The 16,399-nt window shown below is 70.5% G+C and carries 14 protein-coding genes; 9 read left to right on the top strand and 5 right to left on the bottom strand.

Going from position 1 to position 16,399, the window contains the following annotated elements:
- Positions 1-67 precede the first annotated feature (67 nt).
- The 5 genes from TU30_RS09915 (at position 68) to TU30_RS09895 (ending at position 7,172) form a co-directional block, all read left to right on the top strand.
- The gene (locus TU30_RS09915; RefSeq protein WP_042167372.1) at positions 68-781 is read left to right on the top strand and encodes a spermidine synthase; all 714 of its coding nucleotides are present in this window, start codon (positions 68-70) and stop codon (positions 779-781) included.
- Positions 782-904: 123 nt separating this feature from the next.
- On the top strand, positions 905-1,645 hold the full coding sequence (locus tag TU30_RS09910; RefSeq protein ID WP_042167370.1) for a response regulator transcription factor: 741 nt from the start codon (positions 905-907) through the stop codon (positions 1,643-1,645).
- Positions 1,642-2,754 (top strand): HAMP domain-containing sensor histidine kinase, encoded by a 1,113-nt coding sequence (locus tag TU30_RS09905; RefSeq protein WP_042167368.1) that lies wholly within the window; start codon positions 1,642-1,644, stop codon positions 2,752-2,754. The genes TU30_RS09910 and TU30_RS09905 overlap by 4 nt, the downstream gene beginning before the upstream one ends.
- 291 nt (positions 2,755-3,045) lie before the next feature.
- Positions 3,046-6,882, top strand: coding sequence for a multifunctional oxoglutarate decarboxylase/oxoglutarate dehydrogenase thiamine pyrophosphate-binding subunit/dihydrolipoyllysine-residue succinyltransferase subunit (locus TU30_RS09900; protein ID WP_042167367.1), 3,837 nt, complete (start codon positions 3,046-3,048; stop codon positions 6,880-6,882).
- Positions 6,883-6,989: 107 nt separating this feature from the next.
- Positions 6,990-7,172 (top strand): DUF6104 family protein, encoded by a 183-nt coding sequence (locus tag TU30_RS09895; protein WP_018571400.1) that lies wholly within the window; start codon positions 6,990-6,992, stop codon positions 7,170-7,172.
- A gap of 32 nt (positions 7,173-7,204) precedes the next feature.
- On the opposite strand, the gene TU30_RS09890 is transcribed toward TU30_RS09895, so the two are convergent.
- Positions 7,205-8,134 (bottom strand): hypothetical protein, encoded by a 930-nt coding sequence (locus TU30_RS09890; RefSeq protein WP_042167739.1) that lies wholly within the window; start codon positions 8,132-8,134, stop codon positions 7,205-7,207.
- Between the two features lie 240 nt (positions 8,135-8,374).
- On the opposite strand from TU30_RS09890, the gene TU30_RS09885 reads away from it, so the two are divergent.
- Together TU30_RS09885 and TU30_RS09880 are read left to right on the top strand one after the other, a co-directional pair.
- Positions 8,375-9,295, top strand: coding sequence for a DUF4097 family beta strand repeat-containing protein (locus TU30_RS09885; RefSeq protein ID WP_042167363.1), 921 nt, complete (start codon positions 8,375-8,377; stop codon positions 9,293-9,295).
- 1 nt (position 9,296) lies between these two features.
- Entirely contained in the window at positions 9,297-10,358 is a 1,062-nt protein-coding gene (locus tag TU30_RS09880; RefSeq protein ID WP_042167361.1) for a PadR family transcriptional regulator, read from the top strand.
- Positions 10,359-10,589: 231 nt separating this feature from the next.
- On the opposite strand, the gene TU30_RS09875 is transcribed toward TU30_RS09880, so the two are convergent.
- From TU30_RS09875 to TU30_RS09860, 4 genes are all read right to left on the bottom strand, one after another.
- Entirely contained in the window at positions 10,590-11,156 is a 567-nt protein-coding gene (locus tag TU30_RS09875) for a Clp protease N-terminal domain-containing protein (protein WP_042167360.1), read from the bottom strand.
- Positions 11,156-11,365: an HTH domain-containing protein gene (locus tag TU30_RS09870; protein ID WP_042167358.1), complete on the bottom strand. Its 210-nt coding sequence runs from the start codon at positions 11,363-11,365 to the stop codon at positions 11,156-11,158. The genes TU30_RS09875 and TU30_RS09870 overlap by 1 nt, the downstream gene beginning before the upstream one ends.
- Positions 11,366-11,497: 132 nt before the next feature.
- Positions 11,498-12,463 carry a zinc-binding dehydrogenase gene (locus TU30_RS09865; RefSeq protein ID WP_042167736.1) on the bottom strand — a complete coding sequence of 322 codons (966 nt, stop codon included), beginning with the start codon at positions 12,461-12,463 and terminating at the stop codon, positions 11,498-11,500.
- 140 nt (positions 12,464-12,603) lie between these two features.
- Positions 12,604-13,842: an NADP-dependent malic enzyme gene (locus TU30_RS09860; RefSeq protein ID WP_042167356.1), complete on the bottom strand. Its 1,239-nt coding sequence runs from the start codon at positions 13,840-13,842 to the stop codon at positions 12,604-12,606.
- 583 nt (positions 13,843-14,425) lie between these two features.
- Between TU30_RS09860 and TU30_RS09855 the strand changes: the two genes are divergently transcribed.
- Together TU30_RS09855 and TU30_RS09850 are read left to right on the top strand one after the other, a co-directional pair.
- Positions 14,426-15,394, top strand: coding sequence for an ABC transporter substrate-binding protein (locus TU30_RS09855; protein ID WP_042167354.1), 969 nt, complete (start codon positions 14,426-14,428; stop codon positions 15,392-15,394).
- A 33-nt stretch (positions 15,395-15,427) separates the two neighbouring features.
- On the top strand, positions 15,428-16,366 hold the full coding sequence (locus TU30_RS09850) for an amino acid ABC transporter permease (RefSeq protein ID WP_042167352.1): 939 nt from the start codon (positions 15,428-15,430) through the stop codon (positions 16,364-16,366).
- Positions 16,367-16,399 lie beyond the last annotated feature (33 nt).

The raw sequence follows: 16,399 nt of genomic DNA, 5'->3' as shown, positions 1-16,399 counted from the left end.
TCCGCCGTGGACGGCACGGAACGGCGGGGGTGCTCCGCCGAACGGGGAGTACTGCCAGGATGAACGCATGTCCACCCCCTACGACATTCCCGAAGTCCCCGAAGTCCTGGACCGCCGCGAGGGCCCGTACGGGGAGGTGGTGCTCCGCCGGCACGGGAACCTGCTGCAGATCATCGCGAACGGGTGCTTCCTGATGGACACCTCCGACGGCCGCTCGGAACGCCGGCTGGTCGACGCCGCCCTGGCCGCGCTCGACGCCGCCGACACCCGCGCGGGGCACGGTCCGCGACGGGAACCGCACGTCCTCATCGGCGGACTCGGCGTCGGCTTCTCACTCGCGCACGCCGCCGCCGCACCCCGCTGGGGCCGCATCACGGTGGTGGAGCGCGAACCCGCCGTCATCGACTGGCACCGCGCGGGCCCCCTGGCCGGACTCTCCGCGAGCGCCCTCGCCGACCCGCGCACGGAGATCGTCGAGGCCGATCTGGTGGCGTACGTCCATGAGACGTCCGACACGTTCGACGCGCTGTGCCTCGACATCGACAACGGCCCCGGCTGGACCGTCACCGAGGACAACGGAGGGCTCTACTCCCCCACCGGACTCATGGACTGCGCAAGGGTGCTGAGACCGGGCGGGGTGCTCGCGGTGTGGTCCGCGCAGCCGTCGGAGAATTTCGAAGGAACCTTGCGGAATGCCGGGTTCAGGCAGGTGCGTACCGAAGAGATCCCGGTTGCCCGGGGCGTACCGGACGTCGTCCACCTCGGCGTCCGCCCTGGATAGCAAAGCCGCGCCGACTCCCCGTACGCTGCTGCACTGACGCCGATCATTCAAGCGTCAATCGCAGTCATGCGCAGAGACGGATTCACCCCACGGATTCCGGAAAGCACACTTCAGGGGCGGGCGATGGAGCAGACACACACCTCCCACAACGGCACGGCGGCGACCACTCCGGGAGCGCAGCGCCGGGTCCTGGTGGTCGAGGACGACGCGACGATCGTGGACGCCATCGCGACCCGCCTTCGCGCCGAGGGATTCCTGGTGCAGACGGCGGGTGACGGTCCGTCCGCCGTCGACACGGCGGAGGCCTGGCAGCCCGACCTGCTGATCCTCGACATCATGCTGCCCGGCTTCGACGGCCTGGAGGTCTGCCGGCGTGTGCAGGCGCAGCGGCCGGTGCCGGTGATGATGCTGACCGCGCGCGACGACGAGACCGACATGCTGGTCGGGCTGGGCGTCGGCGCCGACGACTACATGACCAAGCCGTTCTCCATGCGGGAACTCGCGGCGCGCGTGCATGTGCTGCTGCGCCGCATGGAGCGGGCGGCCCTGGCGGCCGGCACCCCGCGCAGCGGCATCCTGCGCCTGGGCGAACTGGAGATCGACCACGCGCAGCGCAGGGTGCGGGTGCACGGCGAGGACGTCCATCTGACGCCCACCGAGTTCGACCTCCTGGTGTGCCTGGCCAACACGCCCCGCGCGGTGCTCTCCCGTGAGCAGCTGCTGGCCGAGGTCTGGGACTGGGCGGACGCCTCCGGCACCCGGACCGTCGACAGTCACATCAAGGCGCTGCGCCGGAAGATCGGCGCCGAGCACATCCGCACCGTGCACGGCGTGGGCTACGCCCTGGAGACGCCGACGCCATGAGCGACGGGCCGGCCGCACGGAGAGGCCCCGGGGACCCCGGCCCCTGGGGCGGTGTCCGCCCGTTCTCCATCAAGACCAAGCTGGGTGCGCTGGTCGTCATCTCCGTGCTGATCACCACCGGGCTGTCGATGATCGCGGTGCACACCAAGACGGAGCTGCGCTTCATCACGGTCTTCTCGATGATCGCCACCCTGCTCATCACGCAGTTCGTGGCACACTCCCTGACCGCGCCGCTGGACGACATGAACGCGGTGGCCCGGTCCATCTCGCACGGCGACTACACCCGCCGGGTGCGCGAGAACCGCTGGGACGAGCTGGGCGACCTGGCCCGGACCATCAACGTCATGGCCGACGAGCTGGAGGCCCAGGACCACCAGCGCAAGGAACTGGTGGCCAACGTCTCGCACGAACTGCGCACTCCCATCGCGGGCCTGCGCGCGGTGCTGGAGAACATCGTCGACGGCGTCACCGAGGCCGACCCCGAGACCATGCGCACGGCGCTGAAGCAGACCGAGCGGCTGGGACGTCTGGTGGAGACGCTCCTGGACCTGTCCCGTCTGGACAACGGGGTCGTCCCGCTGCGGCGGCAGCGGTTCGAGGTGTGGCCGTATCTCTCCGGCGTGCTCAAGGAGGCCAACATGGTCGCCTCCGCCCGCGCCGGCATGACCACCGGCTCCGGCGGCCACACGCGCAAGGACGTCCACCTGAGCCTCGACGTCTCACCCCCGGAGCTCACCGCGCACCTCGATCCGGAGCGCATCCACCAGGTCGTCGCCAACCTGATCGACAACGCGGTCAAGCACAGTCCGCCGCACGGCCGGGTGACGGTCAAGGCCCGGCCCGGACCGCAGCCGGACTCGCTCCAGCTGGAGATCCTGGACGAGGGGCCCGGCATTCCGCGGACCGAGTGGCACCGCGTCTTCGAGCGGTTCAACCGCGGCAGCGTCAATCTGCCGCACGGTCCGGGCAGTGACGGGGGCACCGGTCTCGGCCTGGCGATCGCCCGCTGGGCCGTCGATCTGCACGGCGGACGCATCGGAGTGGCCGAATCCGAGCGGGGCTGCCGCATTCTCATCACTCTTCCGGGAGCCTCCCCCTCGCCAGGTTGACGTAGGGTGCCCAGCTGAGCCACAAGATCCACGTACGTTCGCGCTGACGGACACGTGTGATCAGGCACAGGTCCGTGCAGCGAGTGCGCCGGGTCGCGGCCGACCCGTACCCCACGCGCCCCGACAGCTCGGAACCGCGCTTGTTTCCCGCCATTTCCCGCGCCGAAACACCCTCCGAGATGTGACTTGCACGACGTTGAACGGGCCCGGACTGACCTTCTCGGTCGGGGAGGCGTAGCCTTAATTTCCGCTGTCCATCATCTTGTGAAGCGGAAGAGGGCGGTTGACGCCGTGTCGCCACAGTCCCCCAGTAACTCGAGCATCTCGACCGACACCGACCAAGCGGGCAAGAACCCCGCCGCGGCCTTCGGTGCCAACGAGTGGCTCGTCGACGAGATCTACCAGCAGTACCTCCAGGACCCGAACTCGGTCGACCGGGCCTGGTGGGACTTCTTCGCCGACTACAAGCCGGGCGCCCCTCAGGGCCCGGCTCCGGTGAACAACGCGGCGTCGGGGACCGCGGGCACGACGACGGCCGCGCCGGCCACTCCGGCCCGGCCCGCCGCCACGCCCGCGCCCGCCACGCCCGCGCCCGCCACGCCCGCGCCCGCCACGCCGCAGCCCGCCGCCGCGCCGCCGGCTGCCCAGCCGGCCGCGAAGGCGTCGGCGCCCGCTCCGGCGAAGGCCGCTCCGGCCCCCGCCAAGCCGGCCGCCGCGAAGTCCCAGGCCCCCCAGGCGAAGCCCGCCGACGAGGCCAAGCAGGGCCCCGAGCAGCTGACGCTGCGCGGCCCGTCCGCGGCCGTCGCCAAGAACATGGACGCCTCCCTGGAGGTGCCCACGGCCACGTCCGTGCGCGCACTCCCGGTGAAGCTCCTGTTCGACAACCGCATCGTCATCAACAACCACCTCAAGCGTGCCCGCGGCGGGAAGATCTCCTTCACCCACCTCATCGGCTACGCGATGGTCCAGGCCATCAAGGCAATGCCGTCGATGAACTGGCACTACGCGAAGGTGGACGGCAAGCCCACCCTGGTGAAGCCGGAGCACGTCAAGTTCGGCCTCGCCATCGACCTGGTCAAGCCGAACGGCGACCGCCAGCTGGTCGTCGCGGGCATCAAGAAGGCCGAGACGCTGAACTTCTTCGAGTTCTGGCAGGCCTACGAGGACATCGTCCGTCGCGCCCGCGACAACAAGCTGACGATGGACGACTTCAGCGGAGTCACCGTCTCGCTGACCAACCCCGGCGGCCTCGGCACCGTCCACTCGGTGCCACGTCTGATGCCGAACCAGTCGGTGATCCTGGGCGTCGGTTCCATGGACTACCCGGCGGAGTTCCAGGGCACCAGCCAGGACACCCTGAACAAGCTCGGCATCTCGAAGGTCATGACGCTCACGTCGACCTACGACCACCGGGTGATCCAGGGCGCCGCCTCCGGCGAGTTCCTGCGCGCCGTGGCGAACCTGCTGCTGGGCGAGAACGGCTTCTACGACGACATCTTCGAGGCGCTGCGCATCCCCTACGAGCCGGTCCGCTGGCTCAAGGACATCGACGCATCCCACGACGACGACGTCACCAAGGCCGCCCGCGTCTTCGAGCTGATCCACTCCTACCGGGTCCGCGGCCACGTCATGGCCGACACCGACCCGCTGGAGTACCGCCAGCGCAAGCACCCCGACCTGGACATCACCGAGCACGGGCTCACCCTGTGGGACCTGGAGCGCGAGTTCGCGGTCGGCGGTTTCTCGGGCAAGAGCCTGATGAAGCTGCGCGACATCCTCGGCGTGCTCCGCGACTCGTACTGCCGCACCACCGGCATCGAGTTCATGCACATCCAGGACCCGAAGCAGCGCAAGTGGATCCAGGACCGCGTGGAGCGCACGCACTCCAACCTGGAGCGCGAGGAGCAGCTGCGCATCCTGCGCCGGCTGAACGCGGCGGAGGCCTTCGAGACCTTCCTGCAGACCAAGTACGTCGGTCAGAAGCGTTTCTCCCTGGAGGGCGGCGAGTCCGTCATCCCGCTGCTCGACGCCGTGCTGGACTCGGCCGCCGAGTCCCGTCTCGACGAGGTCGTCATCGGCATGGCCCACCGCGGCCGGCTGAACGTGCTGGCCAACGTCGTGGGCAAGTCGTACGCGCAGATCTTCCGCGAGTTCGAGGGCAACCTCGACCCGAAGTCGATGCACGGCTCCGGCGACGTGAAGTACCACCTGGGCGCCGAGGGCACCTTCACCGGTCTCGACGGCGAGCAGATCAAGGTCTCCCTGGTCGCCAACCCCTCCCATCTGGAGGCGGTGGACCCGGTCCTGGAGGGCGTCGCGCGCGCCAAGCAGGACATCATCAACAAGGGCGGCACGGACTTCACCGTCCTGCCGGTGGCGATCCACGGCGACGCGGCCTTCGCGGGCCAGGGCGTGGTGGCCGAGACCCTGAACATGTCCCAGCTGCGCGGCTACCGCACCGGCGGCACGGTCCACGTCGTCATCAACAACCAGGTCGGCTTCACCGCGGCGCCCGAGTCCTCGCGTTCCTCCATGTACGCGACGGACGTGGCCCGCATGATCGAGGCCCCGATCTTCCACGTGAACGGTGACGACCCGGAGGCCGTGGTCCGCGTCGCGCGGCTGGCCTTCGAGTTCCGCCAGGCGTTCAACAAGGACGTGGTGATCGACCTCATCTGCTACCGCCGCCGCGGTCACAACGAGTCGGACAACCCGGCGTTCACGCAGCCGCTGATGTACGACCTGATCGACAAGAAGCGCTCGGTGCGCAAGCTGTACACCGAGTCCCTCATCGGTCGCGGCGACATCACCCTGGAAGAGGCCGAGCAGGCGCTGCAGGACTACCAGGGCCAGCTGGAGAAGGTCTTCACCGAGGTCCGCGAGGCGGCGTCCCAGCCGACGGCCGCCGAGCCCTCGGAGCCGCAGGCCCAGTTCCCGGTGGTGGTGAACACGGCGGTCACCTCGGAGGTCGTCAAGCGGATCGCCGAGTCGCAGGTCAACATCCCCGACCACGTCACCATCCACCCGCGCCTGCTGCCGCAGCTGCAGCGCCGGGCGGCGATGGTCGAGGACGGCACGATCGACTGGGGCATGGGGGAGACCCTCGCGGTCGGCTCGCTGCTCCTGGAGGGCGTCCCGGTCCGGCTCTCCGGCCAGGACTCGCAGCGCGGCACCTTCGGCCAGCGTCACGCGGTGGTCATCGACCGTGAGACGGGCGACGAGTTCACGCCGCTGCTGTACCTGTCCGAGGACCAGTCGCGGTACAACGTCTACAACTCGCTGCTCTCCGAGTACGCGGCGATGGGCTTCGAGTACGGCTACTCGCTGGCCCGCCCCGACGCGCTGGTGATGTGGGAGGCGCAGTTCGGCGACTTCGTCAACGGCGCGCAGACGGTCGTGGACGAGTTCATCTCGTCGGCCGAGCAGAAGTGGAGCCAGACCTCCGGGGTGACCCTGCTCCTGCCGCACGGCTACGAGGGTCAGGGTCCGGACCACTCCTCGGCCCGTCCGGAGCGGTTCCTGCAGCTCTGCGCGCAGAACAACATGACGGTCGCGATGCCGACCCTCCCGTCGAACTACTTCCACCTCCTGCGGTGGCAGGTGCACAACCCGCACCACAAGCCGCTGGTCGTCTTCACCCCGAAGTCGATGCTGCGTCTGAAGGCCGCGGCCTCGAAGGCGGAGGAGTTCACCACGGGCCAGTTCCGTCCGGTCATCGGCGACGACTCGGTCGACCCGGCCGCGGTCAAGAAGGTCGTCTTCTGCGCCGGCAAGGTCTACTACGACCTCGAGGCCGAGCGGAAGAAGCGCGGCGTGACGGACACGGCGATCCTGCGCATCGAGCGCCTGTACCCGCTGCCGGGTGCCGAGCTCCAGGCGGAGATCAAGAAGTACCCGAACGCCGAGAAGTACCTGTGGGCCCAGGAGGAGCCGGCGAACCAGGGTGCCTGGCCGTTCATCGCGCTCAACCTGATCGACCACCTCGACCTGGCGGTCGGCGCCGACGTCCCGCACGGCGAGCGTCTGCGCCGCATCTCGCGCCCGCACGGCTCGTCCCCTGCCGTCGGTTCCGCGAAGCGGCACCAGGCCGAGCAGGAGCAGCTGGTGCGTGAGGTGTTCGACGCCTGACGGACTCCTGAGCGGCCCTGTCATGGGTCGTGGGCCGTACGTGACCGGGCCGCATCCCCACTGTGGGGTGCGGCCCGGTCCGTGTGGGCGCACATATTCTTGTCCTCATGTACTTCACGGACCGTGGCATCGAGGAACTGGAGAAGCGGCGCGGCGAGGAGGAGGTCACCTTCGAGTGGCTCGCCGAGCAGCTGCGGACGTTCGTCGACCTCAACCCCGACTTCGAGGTGCCGGTGGAACGCCTGGCGACATGGCTGGCCCGGCTGGACGACGACGAGGACGAGGAGTAGGAGGAGGAGGGCCTGGCCCTGGCCGCGCGGGTTCAGTCGCGCGGGTGGGTGAGGGTGTGGTCGGCCAGCGTGACGGCGCCGTGGGCGAACAGGAGCGCCCCCGCCACGATCCAGCCGCCGCTGCGGTGGCGTAGGCCCCAGACGGCCAGCGGCAGGCCTGCGGCCATCTGGGCGAGGGCCGGGACGGGCACGACGGCGGGCACGGCGGGTACGGACGGCGGGCCGCCCGCGCGGGAGGGCCGGGGGGCGGGGTGCCGGGGGGCGGAGATGCCGTCCGGCCGGTCCGTAGCGCTCATACCGCTTTCGTCCTCCTCGCCGCTCCCGTCCCCCTCAACGTTCCCGTCCTTCTCACTGCTCCCGTCCGCCTCGATCCGGCGGGTGTCCGGCTGGAGCCGGGCCGCTTCGAGCAGTCCGTCGGCGTTCTCGCCGGGGACGAGTCCCGGAGGCAGGGATACGCCCGCACGGGTGAGGACGGCGAGGACGCCGCTCAGCCGCGCGGCGGCGTCGGCGGCGGAATCGGGCTTGGTCAGCTCGTCCAGGGCCTGCATGTCCAGGACCGGGTCGAGGCCGAGCCGGCCCGCGAAGGTGCGCATGGCCTCCTCCATGCCGGCCGGCGTGCCGTCGGCCAGCCACACGTAGCCGACCGGACTGCGGAAGCCGGCGGCAAGGGTGAACCCGGCCCGCTCTCCGTCCCACCACAGGGCCAGCACCGGCCAGGAGACACCGACGGTGAGCGCGATGGCCCAGCCGTGGACCACCCGGTCCACCGGGTCCGTGCCGGACCGCCAGGGCCCGCCCTCGGGGACGAGCACACTCCATTCGTCACCGGCTCGGGAGAGCAGCATGCGTTCGTGCAGCAGCCGGGCGGCGGGGACGACGGATCCGGCCTCCGCACGGCACAGCAGCAGGGCTCCCGGCACGGGACGGGCCCGGCCCGCGACCTGGGACTGTTCCGTCGACATGGTCACACCGTAGGACAATTCCCCTTTCCGCATGGCGACCACTCGCCGGAACGGGTGCCTTGACTTTCCCCGTCCGCGATATATCGTGAATTACGTGAGACGCGATATGGCGCGTCGTGGCGTGCGTGCGGCCAAGCACCGCACCTCTCACCGCACCGCGCCACCCCCGGCGTTCTCCGTCGTTCTCCGTCGTTCTCCGTCGTCCAGACAGTCCGGCAACCCGCCCCAGGAGGTTCCACCATGTCCGAAAGGTCCGTCTCGGGGCCCGAGAAGCTCACTTTCGACGATCCAGTGACCGAGCTCAACGTCCGCCTCGTCAACGGAACGGTGAACGTGGTGGGCACGGACGAGGGTTCCGCCCGGCTGGAGGTCTCCGAGATCGAGGGACCGCCCCTGGTGGTGACCCAGCGGGACGGTGTCCTGACGGTGGCCTACGAGGACCTGCCCTGGAAGGGCTTCCTCAAGTGGCTGGACAGCAAGCGCTGGCGCCGCAGCGCGGTGGTCTCCCTGGCCGTTCCGGCCCACACCCGGGTCGAGGTGGGAGTGGTCGGCGCCGCCGCCGTCGTCTCCGGGGTCAAGGGGCCGTCCGTGCTGCAGGGCGTCACGGGCGACGCGACCCTGGTCGCCCTCGCCGGCCCGGTCCGCGCGGACACCGTGTCCGGGAACGTCGAGGCCCAGTCCGTCACCGGTGACCTCCGCTTCCACTCCGTCTCCGGCGACCTCACCGTGGTCGACGGCTCCGGCTCCACCGTGCGGGCGGAGTCGGTCAGCGGCTCCATGATCGTGGACCTCGCCGCCGATGGTCCCACCGACATCCGGCTGACCAGCGTCTCCGGCGAGATCGCGATCCGGCTGCCCGATCCGGCGGATGCCGAGGTCGAGGCCAACACGGCGAGCGGCGCCGTCTCCAACGCCTTCGACGGCCTGCGGGTGCACGGCCAGTGGGGCGCCCACAAGATAACCGGCCGGCTGGGCGCGGGCACCGGCAAGCTGCGGGCCACCACCGTCTCCGGCTCCATCGCCCTGCTGCGCCGCCCGCCCCACACGGAGGAGAGCGGACCGTGGGACGGCTCGGGGAACCCTTCCGCCCCGAGCCCCGGCCCCTCCGACGCCGCACCCGGCGGCCCCGCCGACGGCCCGACCGACAAGAAGGTGCTCTGACATGCCCCCCGTCTTCGCCCACGGCCGTCTCCGCCTCTACCTGCTGAAGCTGCTGGACGAGGCACCGCGCCACGGCTACGAGGTGATCCGTCTGCTCGAGGAGCGCTTCCAGGGGCTCTACGCGCCGTCGGCGGGCACGGTCTACCCGCGCCTGGCCAAGCTGGAGGCCGAGGGCCTGGTCACCCACACCACCGAGGGCGGCCGCAAGGTGTACTCGATCACGGACGCCGGCCGTGCCGAACTGGCCGACCGCAGCGGCGAGCTGGTCGACCTGGAACTGGAGATCCGGGAGTCGGTCGCCGAGCTGGCCGCCGAGATCCGGGCCGACGTCCGCGGTGCGGCGGGCGACCTGCGCCGCGAGATGCGTGCCGCCGCCGGCCAGGCCCGCAAGGGCGGCCGTGACGCGGAGGCACCGGGCGGGGCCGGCACCGGCTCTGCCTCCGGCAGTGACTTCACGGGCCTCGGCGACAACGAGGCCTGGCGCGCCGCGAAGGAGGAGATGCGCCGCGCCAAGCAGGAGTGGAAGGAACAGGCCCGGCGCGCGAAGGACGAGAGCCGCCGCGCCCGCGACGAGGCACAGCGTGCCCGCCGTCAGGCCAAGGAGGCCCAGGACCGGGCCGCCGCCCAGGCCCAGGAGGAGGTGCAGCGCATCGCCCGGCGGGTCCAGGAGCAGATGCAGGACCACTTCTCACGGGGTGACTGGCCGACGGGCCTGCGCGAGGGCCTGGGTGAGCTGGTCAAGGAGGTGGGCGAGTTCGGCAAGGACTTCGGCTTCGGCCGTACCGGCACGGAGAGCGGCGCCCCGGCGCCCGGACCGTCGTACTCCCGGACACCGGAGGACTTCCCCGCCGACTACACCCCGGCGTGGGCGCACGAGGGCGCCACGGACTCCGCCGGTGACCCCGCGCGCGACCTGGACCGCCTGCTGGACCGCTTCCGGGACGACATCCGCGACGCGACCCGCGACCACGGCATCACCCCGGACCAGCTCCGCGAAGCCCGCCACCACCTGTCCACGGCCGCAGCCCGGATCGGAGCCCTCCTTCACCCCCCGAAGCCCTGAGCCTCCGGCACGCCCGGGCCCACCCGGCCCGCGACCGCACGCAACCCGCACCGCGCGATCCCCGGCCCGGCCTCCCCGGCCGGCTCCGCGACGCCCGCCCGCCACGCGTCCGCGGCAGAGCCCGTGCAGGCGCCCTGACGGACGGCCGGGATCCGACCGGGCGTCCGTCCCGGCCGGATCCCGCCCCTCTGGCCGGCCTACGCGCCCGGTCCGTTCGGCTCCCACGGTCGCTCAGCCTGCCCTGGCCTCCCCGTCGCCGTACAGGACCCTCGCCAGGGACTCGTACGTGACGCCGTGATCCGCGAGGACCTCTGCCGGAATGCCGGGGCGGACGGTCAGGGCCAGCAGGAGGTGTTCGTCGCCGATGCGGCGGTCGTGGCGGTCGGTGGCGACACGCAGGGCGCTCGTCAGGGCGTCCTTGGCCTCCCTGGTGAAGGGCCGGTGCCCCGAGCGCCACCGGCCGGCGCTCCTCCCGTCACGGGACATGGCTCCGGGACCGTGCACGTCCTCCACCCTGGCGGCGATCTCCGTGGCATCGATGCCGAGCCCGGCCAGCGCGTCGGTCTCGGCCTGGGTCAGCCCGGCCCTCCGGCGCGCCCTTCCCACCGCGGCCCGCACCGAGTCCCGTCGCTCGGCGAGTCCGAGAGCGGCCAGCGCGAACGAACCCCGGCCGCCCTCCCGGTCGATCAGGGCCAGCAGCAGGTGGTCGGCGTCGACATGCCGTGCTCCCGCCTTTTCTGCATGCTCGACCGCCCCCTTCACCACGGCGCGGGCATCCTTCGTGAACCGCTCGAACATCAATGCCTCCCGTACTTCTTGTGCACGGCCTGCCTGCTCACTCCGAGCTCGTTGGCGATCTCCTGCCACGACCAGCCGCGATTGCGCGCGTTGCGCACCTGCACGGCCTCCAACTGCTCCAGCAGCCTGCGCAGCGCGGCGACGGCCCGCAGGCCGACCCGTGGATCGCGGTCACCCGCCCGCTCGGCAAGATCGGTTGCCTCGGTCATGCCGTCAACGTACGTTGACAATCTCGCGCACGTCAACCCCAGTTGACATTCCGACGGCCGGCCCGGAAACCGGACCGGCCGTGAACACCCACCGCGAGAGGCGTCGGGACTGGGCGGCGTACCGCCGTGCGGCTACGGAGCAGTGAGCACGATCTTTCCGAACTGCCCGCCCGTCTCCATGCGCTCGAACCCCTCCCGGGCCCGGTCCATGGGCAGCACCTCGTCGATGACGGGACGCACCCCGGCGGCGGCGCAGAAGGCGAGCAGGTCCTCCAGTTCGTCCTTGCCGCCCATCGTCGACCCGACGACCCTGAGCTCCAGGAAGAAGATCCGGGTCAGCTCGGCGTGCGAGGGCCGGTCACCGCTGGTGGCGCCGGAGATCACCAGCGTGCCGCCGGGCCGCAGCGACTTCACCGAGTGGGACCAGGTGGCGGCCCCCACCGTCTCGATGACCGCGTCGACCCGCTGCGGCAGCCGAGCCCCGGACTCCAGCGCCTCCACGGCGCCCAGCTCCAGAGCCCGCTTCCGCTTCGCCTCGTCGCGGCTGGTGGCGAACACCCGCAGCCCCGCGGCCCTGCCGAGCACGATCGCGGCGGTGGCGACGCCTCCGCCGGCGCCCTGCACCAGTACGGAGTCGCCGGGCCGCACCCCGGCGTTGGTGAACAGCATCCGGTACGCGGTCAGCCAGGCCGTGGGCAGGCAGGCCGCCTCCTCGAAGGACAGTTCCTTCGGCTTGGGCAGGACGTTCCAGGTGGGCACGGCGACCTGCTCGGCGAACGTGCCGGGGTAGCGCTCCGTCAGGATCGACCGGGGTTCTTCGGGACCCACCCCGTGGCCGGTCTGTCCGATCACGGAGTGCAGGACGACCTCGTTGCCGTCCTCGTCGACCCCGGCGGCGTCGCAGCCGAGGATCATCGGCAGCCGGTCCTCCGGAAGGCCGACGCCCCGCAGGGACCACAGGTCGTGGTGATTGAGGGAGGCGGCCTTCACGGTCACGGTGCTCCAGCCGGGGTGGGCCTCGGGAGCTGGGCGCTCCCCCAGCTCCAGACCGGAAAGCGGCTGGTCACGGTCGATTCGAGCGGCGTAGACAGCGAACATGGCCTTGACGATAGGCCGCCCGTCCTCCTGGCGGAACAAGGTGTCGCTGTGAGACACGCCTTCTTGCCACCGCGCCTCGAACCACACACGCGAGTCGGCCCCGTCCACGGGTGGACGGGGCCGACACACCTTCGCGCGCCTCAGCGGCGGGCGACGCCCTCCGCACGGGCCGCCGCGGCGACCGCCGCGGTCACCGCCGGCGCGACCCGCTCGTCGAACGGGGACGGGATGACGTAGTCGGGGGCGAGATCGTCTCCGACCACGGCCGCCAGCGCCTCGGCCGCCGCCAGCTTCATCCCCTCGGTGATCCGCGAGGCCCGCACCTGCAGCGCCCCGGCGAAGATCCCCGGGAACGCCAGCACGTTGTTGATCTGGTTCGGGAAGTCCGACCGCCCGGTGGCCACGACGGCCGCGTACTTGTGGGCGATCTCCGGGTGCACCTCGGGATCGGGGTTGGCCATGGCGAAGACGAAGGCGCCCTCGGCCATCGACGCCACCGCCGCCTCCGCCACCGTACCGCCGGAGACGCCGATGAAGACGTCGGCCCCGGCGAGCGCGTCCTCCAGCGATCCGGAGAGGCCGGCCTTGTTGGTGAACCGGGCGACCTCCCGCTTGACCGGCGTGAGGTCCTCGCGGTCCCGTGAGACGACACCCCTGCGGTCGGCCACCGCGATGTCGCCGATACCGGCCTCGACGAGCATCTTCGCGATGGCGACACCGGCCGCGCCCGCGCCCGAGATCACGGCCCGCAGCTCGCCCAGGGACCGCCCGCTCAGCCGCGCCGCGTTGCGCAGCGCCGCCAGCGACACGACCGCGGTGCCGTGCTGGTCGTCGTGGAAGACCGGGATGTCCAGCAGTTCCTGGAGCCGCTGCTCGATCTCGAAGCACCGGGGCGCCGAGATGTCCTCCAGGTTCACGCCGCCGAAGGACGGGGCGAGCCGGACCACGGTCTCGACGATCTCGTCCACGTCGGTGCAGTCCAGGGCGAGCGGAACCGCGTCCACGCCGCCGAACTGCTTGAAGAGGATCGCCTTGCCCTCCATCACGGGGAGGGAGGCCCCGGGGCCGATGTCACCGAGCCCCAGCACGGCCGTGCCGTCCGTGACGACGGCGACGACCGAGGACTTCCAGGTGTAGTCGTGGACGAGGTCCGGCTGCTCGGCGATCGCGCTGCACACCTTCGCGACGCCGGGTGTGTATGCCAGGGACAGGTCGTCCTTGTCGCGGAGCGGCACAGTGGCCTGCACGGCCATCTTGCCGCCGCGGTGCAGCGCGAATGCCGGGTCGAAGGACTCGAGGGGCTCCGCCCCTCCGTCCTGCTCCTCATGACCGGTCCGGCTTTCGCTGTCGCTGCGAGGATTGACAATCTCCGCTGCCACTTGGTTTTACCCCTTAATCGTTCATGGTTTGAGGGTTGCCGCTCCGGGTGAGGAGCGGGCGGGACCGTGCCGGGCCCGGTGGGTTGATGCGTCGGGCTCGGACACGACGGGCGCGCCGCACACGCGCCCCGATCCCCGGATGAGGGGTGTAAAGCACCTTCTTACCGGACCGACGCCTTCGGCGACGAGTCCATAACGCAAAGGTCACATGCGGGCGCCAGGACCCATCGACCCATTTCAGGACAAGGCCCGGACGAAGACTCGGCAAGCGCTCGAGCCGTAACAAACCCGACGGCCGAACGCCCTTCACCTCATCGAAGACCGGAGATCTTCCGGCCACGATGGCGTAAACCAGCAGGCTGTCCGGCCGTGGTGGAGCGGAGCAGCGCGGTTCGAGCGTCACCTGTTATCCGATTTTGACATGGCGAGCCCACTGAACGGCGCAGTCCGAATGGCAAGATGCGGTCATCACACAGAGTCGCGACACTCGAAGACGTGTGCTTCCGTCGACTCGCGGCACTGCCGATTCCCATCGGCCGTGGCCGACCCCATCGGCACCCCACCCTTCCGCCGGAGGAACACCATGACCGCACGTACCACCCGCCGTACCCCCGCCGCCAAGTCCCGACTGGCAGCGGTTGGCGCGATCGCGGTCGCAGGCGCCCTGCTCGTCACCGGCTGCGGTGACCAGACCAAGGACAACGGCAACGGATCGGACGGCGGCGACACCGCGGCCGGCAGCGCCGCCCCGCTGGCCGACAAGCTGCCGCAGGCGATCCGCGACAAGGGCGTCATCAAGGTCGGCTCGGACATCGCGTACGCCCCGGTCGAGTTCAAGGACGACTCCGGCGAAACGGTCGGCATCGACCCCGACCTCGCCGACGCCATGGGCAAGCAGCTCGGCGTGACGTTCGAGTTCGAGAACGGCACCTTCGACACCCTGATCACGGGCCTGCGCTCCAAGCGGTACGACATCGCGATGTCCGCGATGACCGACACCAAGGACCGCCAGGAAGGCATCGACTCCGAGACCGGCAAGAAGGTCGGCGAGGGCGTCGACTTCGTCGACTACTTCACGGCCGGCGTGTCCATCTACACCAAGAAGGGTGACGACCAGGGCATCAAGACCTGGTCCGACCTGTGCGGCAAGAAGATCGTGCTGCAGCGCGGCACCGTCTCCGAGGACCTCGCCAAGGCCGAGGCCGAGAAGTGCCCGGCGGACCAGAAGCTCAGCATCGAGTCCTTCGACAACGACCAGCAGGCCCAGACCCGCCTGCGGGCCGGCGGCGCCGACGCCGGCTCGTCCGACTTCCCGGTCGCCGCGTACGCCGTGAAGACCTCCGGCGGCGGCAAGGACTTCGAGCTGGTCGGCGAGCAGGTCGAGGCCGCCCCGTACGGCATCGCGGTCGCCAAGACCAACACCGAGCTGCGGGACGCCCTCCAGGCCGCGCTGGAGGCCGTGATCGAGAACGGCGAGTACCGGAAGATCATGGACAAGTGGGGCGTCGCGGAGGGCGCCGTCGACGAAGCCACCATCAACGGCGGCAAGTGACCGCGGGCCTCGCGGCGCTGAAAGGCAACACCCGTGACTGTTGACATCGACAAGACGACAGGGCCGGCCGACACCCCCCCGGCCGGCCCGGAGGCCATCAAGGCCATCCCGGTCCGTCACTACGGCCGGTACGTCACAGCCGTGATCGCTCTCGCCCTGTTCGGCGCGGTCGTCTACGCCTTCTCCCAGGGCAGGATCAACTGGAACGCGATCCCGGACTACTTCTTCGACGACCGTGTCCTCAGCGGTGTGGGCAAGACGCTCCTGATGACCGTCCTGGCCATGACCATGGGCATCGTCGGCGGCATCGTGCTGGCCGTCATGCGGCTGTCGAAGAACCCGGTGACCTCGGCGATCGCGTGGTTCTACATCTGGTTCTTCCGCGGCACCCCGGTCCTGGTGCAGCTGGTGGTCTGGTTCAACCTGGGACTGGTCTTCGAGTACATCAACCTCGGGCCGTTCTACCGGGACGAGTGGTCCGACTTCATGACCCCGTTCCTGACCGCGCTGCTCGGCCTCGGCCTCAACGAGGCCGCGTACATGGCGGAGATCTGCCGGGCAGGTCTGCTCTCGGTCGACGAGGGCCAGACGGAGGCGTCGCACGCGCTGGGCATGAGCCACACCAGGACGCTGCGCCGCATCGTCATCCCGCAGGCGATGCGCGTCATCGTGCCGCCCACGGGCAACGAGGTCATCAACATGCTGAAGACGACCTCGCTGGTGTCCGTCGTCCAGTACTCCGAGTTGTTCAGGGTGGCCCAGGACATCGGGCAGACCTCCGGTGCACCCGCGGAGATGCTGTTCCTGGCGGCGGCCTGGTACCTGCTGCTGACCTCGGTCTTCAGCGTCGGCCAGTACTACCTGGAGCGTTACTACGCCCGCGGCTCCACCCGGCAGCTGCCGGCGACGCCGTGGCAGAAGGTGAAGGCGAACATGCTGTCCCTCGGCCGCCCGAAGGGAGGCGCGGCATGACCGACCAGGTGAAGGCGAGCTCGACGGACACAC

The organism is Streptomyces sp. NBRC 110035 (assembly GCF_000829695.1).
Classification (GTDB): Bacteria; Actinomycetota; Actinomycetes; order Streptomycetales; family Streptomycetaceae; genus Streptomyces.
Note: the sequence above shows the minus strand (reverse complement) of the source record. Positions and strands in the feature narration are given on the sequence as shown.